Genomic DNA, 4,914 nt, shown 5'->3' on the forward strand with positions numbered 1-4,914 from the left:
AGGCCACACCGAATCATATAAAATCGCGTCGGATCAATAGGATGGGTACTTCAACAAATTACCCTGGTCTCGCCGCAATCGCCTTACATGAGATGGGCGCTGTAGGGGTGGCAGGCGCCGAGCGCTGTACCGCCGTACTTGATGCCCAGGCACCCCCCAAGCCGCAGCTGCAAGTGCATACCAGTGGCACGACTGGCGCACCCAAACATGTCGGTTTCAGCTTCGACATGGTGGCAAAATATATTGTCGGCCAGAACGTCTCGGCGGTGGCCGGTGAGCAGACCGAAGCTACGCCGGTTCTGCTTACCTTCCCACTCGGCAATATCTCCGGCATCTACTCGGTTCTGCCAACTATGCTACAGCGCCGGCGCGCCGTGTTGCTGAATCGGTTCACACTTGACGGCTGGCGCGACTTCGTCCGCCGTTTCCAGCCAGAGATGCCGGGCCTTCCGCCGGGTGCCGTGGGCATGGTGCTCGACGCCGGCATACCCCCGGAGGAGTTGGCCTGCGTCAAGATGATTTTGACCGGCGCGGCGCCGCTCGATCCACCCATTCAGCGCGCCTTCGAGGCGCGCTATGGCATTCCCATTTTGCTCTCATACGGCGCCACGGAATTTGGCGGGCCAGTCACCGCCATGACACCCGAACTCTACGCGCAATTCGGCAACACAAAATTGGGTACCGTCGGGCAGCCTTTTGCCGGGGCACGGCTGCGCGCCGTCGATGCCGAAACTGGACTGGTATTGCCGGCCGGGCAGGAAGGGTTGCTGGAGGTCAGTGCCCCGCGCATTGGCGAACACTGGATCCGCACAACCGATATTGGGGTCGTCGATGCTGACGGTTTCATTTTTCTCCGCGGCCGAGCCGACGGCGCCATCGTGCGAGGCGACTTCAAGCTGCTGCCTGAGGTAATAGAACGGGCTCTATGTCTGCACCCGGCAGTGGCCGCGGCCGCTGTGGTGGGCGTTGCAGACAGACGCCTGGGCCAAGTGCCGGCAGCTGCCGTTCAGCTTAAACTGGGGGTGCCCGCCCCCACCTCGGCCGAGCTGGAGCAGCATCTACGTTACCATGTCTATGCTACCCATATCCCAACAAAATGGCACTTCGTCGACGCGTTACCCCGTAACAACTCATTCAAGATCAGCCTGCCGGATGTGAAAGCGCTTTTCGTGCAGTCGGCATGAGTCGACCCATTCTCTGCTCGGCGGCAGGCGCCACCTGCCGCTGTCGCACATGCGTTAATAACGCTGAACGTGGACCGATTGCCGGCGATCGATCGCCACGATCTTCCAGCCGGCTTGAAGGATGATTTCTCAGGGATGTGAATGAGGGAAAAATTGCTAAACTCGAACTGGCTTTTTCGGACGGCGCGTCACAATCCTGGGCCATCAACGGGACCTTGGCGGAAAGATGGCGCTGGCTGTCGGAGCCACGGCGGAATCGGCCGCGCTGTGGCCACACTGCTTGCACGTTTGGGTGCAACCACCATTATCGCCGGAACGTGCCCGGCAAAGCTCGCAGGGACTGCCGCTGCGTTGCAGAAAATAGCGCCGGGCCGCATCCAGACCCAGATTGCTGATTTAGCCGACCTTGGCAGTTTGCGCTGCGCTGCGGCTCGCCTATGCGCCGATTTCGAAAAGCCTGATATCGTCAGCGCGAACGCCTCGGTGATTTTGCCCAGGAAACAGCGAACATTCACGAAGAACGGATTTTAGATGACGTTCGGTGTGACCCACATAGGGAACGCCGCCTTGCTGCTCTGGCTGCAGCAGCCGGTTCGCCGGGCAAACGCAGGGCGGGTTGTTATTGTTTCATAGAAATCGCATCGACGCACCCGATATTTTTACAGACTTGGAAGCCTATGACGCCAACGCTGTGCTGATCCTGATTATGACTCAGCGGTTCAGCATTATAGTGTTGCATAACGCTGCGCGATCTGACTCGAAAGAAGCTGATCGGCGCATGTTTTGCTTGTACTATTCAATATCGAAACCGAATATCTTGGCGGCGTTTCCAAAAGTAATACGCTCGATTTCGTCTTCCGGCACGCCGGCAAACTGGCGCTCGACATAGGATTGTGAGTCTGGGAAAATGCCCTCGCGATGTGGGTAGTCATTACCCCAGATCAGACAATCGATGCTCGTTTCATGACGCAGACGAATCGCTAACGGATCATACATGAATGAAGCATGGCCCTGACGTTTTATAAATTCGCTGGGCGCGGCTTCCAGCGATACTCCTTTCGCCATGCTGCGGACCGATTGACCGAATCGGTCGTTATAATAGTTATCCAGAAACTGCATCAGGCCAGCCAACCAAAAGGCACCGCCTTCCGTCACCACAACGTGCAGGTCCGGATATTTCTGGAAGATGCCACCAATACTGAAAGTCGCTAAGGTTGCTCCCATGGCGGCAGACGCTTCATAAAAGCCGGCCATGACCGTTGTCGTCGACATCCACGAGGACTCGCTTTGTTCGCCTTCCCGATGGCGAGATCCGCCAATATGCAGCGTGAGCGGGACCTTAAGCGCATTGGCGACTTCCCAAAGCGGCTCCCATTCCGGTAAGTCATAAGGGCTATCCCAAAGCGCGTCTGGCAACAATCCCGGCCGCATCCCCTTGGCAGCGCAGCGTTCAAGTTCTACGGCACACGCTTTCGGGTCCAGAAACGGCAGATGGATGCCGGGCGCGAAAATATCTAGATGATCTTTGTAGTTATCATAAAGCCAATCGTTGACCACCCGGCAATAAATGATCTGAGCTTCCACGTCGACCGGCGTGCGGCGCGGCCCAATTATAGGGTCGCCAATAAGTACTGCCGCAACCACATTCTCACGCCGCATGTCCTTGAGCCGGCCCTCGGGATCAAATGCCGGCACTGCACCCACCCAACTGCCCTTCGTCAATGAATCCAGTAGCGCATCGAGAGAACCTCCGACCGGGCCGACATGCGTTTCGCTAATCGTTCCAGCCATCCCCATCGTCGCGGCGCCACGACGCGTGAGATAGCGCTGTCCGTCGCGCTCCACATAACCTCCAGTATGCGAAAAGATTGCGTCACGCAGCCGCTCGGGAAGTTCGTTCACAAGCCAAGGCGGTGGCGACAGGTGATTGTCCACGGTGATCAGACGTCGTGTCTTCGTCATTATTGCTCCATCTGCTGGCATGTCGGTTTCCTTGTCTGTCATGGTTAACGTGACATTCGGCAACGATTTCGGAACCGAATCTTCGTCAGAAATGATTGAAAGATTCCCGTTTTTTCAGTGTGTTTCGTTGTCGTTTACAGGAAACACCCAAATCCCTCGCCCGTACAGGAACGCTTCGAAATCGCTATTGGACGCCATCGCAATTGGCTGCTTTTCTGACTCGTTTAAAAAATACACTCTGTATGTTCTGGTTACTTCGGGAACCATCCGGTAGTCAAGTTAAACCGGAAGCGGCCGATCACATGCGAGAACAGGATCAAATCAGGATCAAATGCCGAATAGAGAATTTTCCCATTGAGCAAGGCGTCTGACACCCGGACTGCTATCCTTAAGGCGGCTCGAATCGCCTTTGGTACGCTCGGCTATCACGCCACGGTGATGAACGAACTTGTCGCCGGTATTTCGCTCACCCGTGGTGCCCTATATTACCACTTCGCCGATAAACGGGACCTTTTCGAAGCTGTCTATCGTGAGCTGGCTCTATCGGTAAGGGCCGAGGCCAATACCCATATGGCGCGTCTGCCTGGCGGGACGTGGGAGCGCCTTATCGCTGGCCTGCGGGCCTATCTCGAGCTCGTTTCACGCAGCAGCGAAATACAGCGAATTCTGCTGATCGATGCTCCCACGGTGTTGGCATGGCGGCCATGGCGTGCCATCCAGTCTGAATCCATCCTCGGTCCACTTGCAGATACGCTGGCGGAGCTCATGAACCAGGGCGTCCTCGCGTCCCGGCCATCGATCCCGCTGGCCCGGCTGATCATTGCCGGGATAAGCGACGCGGCCCTGACGATCGCGTTTGCAGACGACCATGGCGCCGCTTACACTGAAACAAGCGATGCGCTGATTGCAATTATGGAGGGGCTGCGGAAACCTCGATCATCCCCAAACTGATTTCCTGCCAAGTGCCCGCATTAGCTCGCGACCGTCCATCGGCGACACCAAGTGAGGCGCTAAAAGTTCGCCCAGGCGATGATTTTTGGCTTTTGGAGTTGCGCTCTGGATCGATTCGGACCTTCGCCGCAACATATTCAGGAAGAAAGCGGATGCGCCTTTCGAGATTCGGTTCAGATGCAAGCATTGGAATTCTTTTACAGCGAATATGCCGGAGCTAGACGCGCGGCAAAAGCGGATGATGAAATCAAGGTAGGATGATGGTCGTTAAAAACACTGCAGTCGCTCATCAATATGCCGCTGTTGCACTGCGCGGTATCCTAAAGGGCGCCTCATGAGCCGTGACATCGCACCGGTTACGATCGTTACCGGCGCAGGCTCTGGCATGGGGGCGGCCGTTGCGAGGCGCATGGCACCGGTTGCTGCCTCGCTTCTGCTTTGCGATCTTGACGAAGCACAACTGCGAAAGGGCTGGGCGGCGGCCGGTAGCGAAGTCGAAACCGCTTTTCTGGGCGGTGATGTCAGCAATCCCGACTTCAAAGTTCGACTGGAGGATGCACTTGCTGGCAGGGCGGTCGCAGGTCTCGTCCATTGCGCCGGACTTTCTGCCACCATGGCGGATCCTGCCCGCATCCTGAGCGTTAATCTAGTGTCCGTCCATAAACACGGTGTTTTTGGCGTCGACGGTGCCTTTGCGCGCAATTTGGATCGACTTCGATTGTCGATTTTGGGCTTGGCCGGGCGATATTGAGACGCGACAGCCGGGATTGTAGGGAGAACGGTGTATTTGCCTGGAATGCGGGCAAGAGGGATCGCC

5 protein-coding genes are annotated in these 4,914 nt (G+C 56.9%); 4 read left to right on the forward strand and 1 reads right to left on the reverse strand.

The window, feature by feature from the left end:
* Together QQJ84_RS05350 and QQJ84_RS05355 are read left to right on the forward strand one after the other, a co-directional pair.
* On the forward strand, positions 1–1,184 hold a 1,184-nt coding region (locus tag QQJ84_RS05350; protein WP_284257073.1), incomplete at its 5' end, for an ANL family adenylate-forming protein.
* 141 nt (positions 1,185–1,325) lie between these two features.
* Complete coding sequence (locus tag QQJ84_RS05355; RefSeq protein ID WP_284257074.1) at positions 1,326–1,715, forward strand: SDR family NAD(P)-dependent oxidoreductase; 390 nt, start codon at positions 1,326–1,328, stop codon at positions 1,713–1,715.
* A gap of 261 nt (positions 1,716–1,976) precedes the next feature.
* Here the strand turns inward: QQJ84_RS05355 and QQJ84_RS05360 are convergent, their stop codons facing one another.
* Complete coding sequence (locus tag QQJ84_RS05360) at positions 1,977–3,146, reverse strand: amidohydrolase family protein (RefSeq protein ID WP_284257076.1); 1,170 nt, start codon at positions 3,144–3,146, stop codon at positions 1,977–1,979.
* Between the two features lie 354 nt (positions 3,147–3,500).
* On the opposite strand from QQJ84_RS05360, the gene QQJ84_RS05365 reads away from it, so the two are divergent.
* Positions 3,501–4,097: a TetR/AcrR family transcriptional regulator gene (locus QQJ84_RS05365; RefSeq protein ID WP_284257077.1), complete on the forward strand. Its 597-nt coding sequence runs from the start codon at positions 3,501–3,503 to the stop codon at positions 4,095–4,097.
* 334 nt (positions 4,098–4,431) lie between these two features.
* A complete protein-coding gene (locus QQJ84_RS05370; RefSeq protein ID WP_284257078.1) occupies positions 4,432–4,848 on the forward strand; it encodes an SDR family NAD(P)-dependent oxidoreductase in 417 nt (138 codons plus the stop codon).
* Positions 4,849–4,914 lie beyond the last annotated feature (66 nt).

Origin of the sequence: Acidocella aquatica (assembly GCF_030160635.1) — a bacterium.
Classification (GTDB): domain Bacteria; phylum Pseudomonadota; class Alphaproteobacteria; order Acetobacterales; family Acetobacteraceae; genus Acidocella; species Acidocella aquatica.

Bases quoted from the DNA above. Each gene is read 5' to 3' on its own strand.
- QQJ84_RS05360 (WP_284257076.1), bottom strand. From the start codon at position 3,146: ATGACGAAGACACGACGTCTGATCACCGTGGACAATCACCTGTCGCCA.
- QQJ84_RS05355 (WP_284257074.1), top strand. From the start codon at position 1,326: ATGAGGGAAAAATTGCTAAACTCGAACTGGCTTTTTCGGACGGCGCGT.
- QQJ84_RS05370 (WP_284257078.1), top strand. From the start codon at position 4,432: ATGAGCCGTGACATCGCACCGGTTACGATCGTTACCGGCGCAGGCTCT.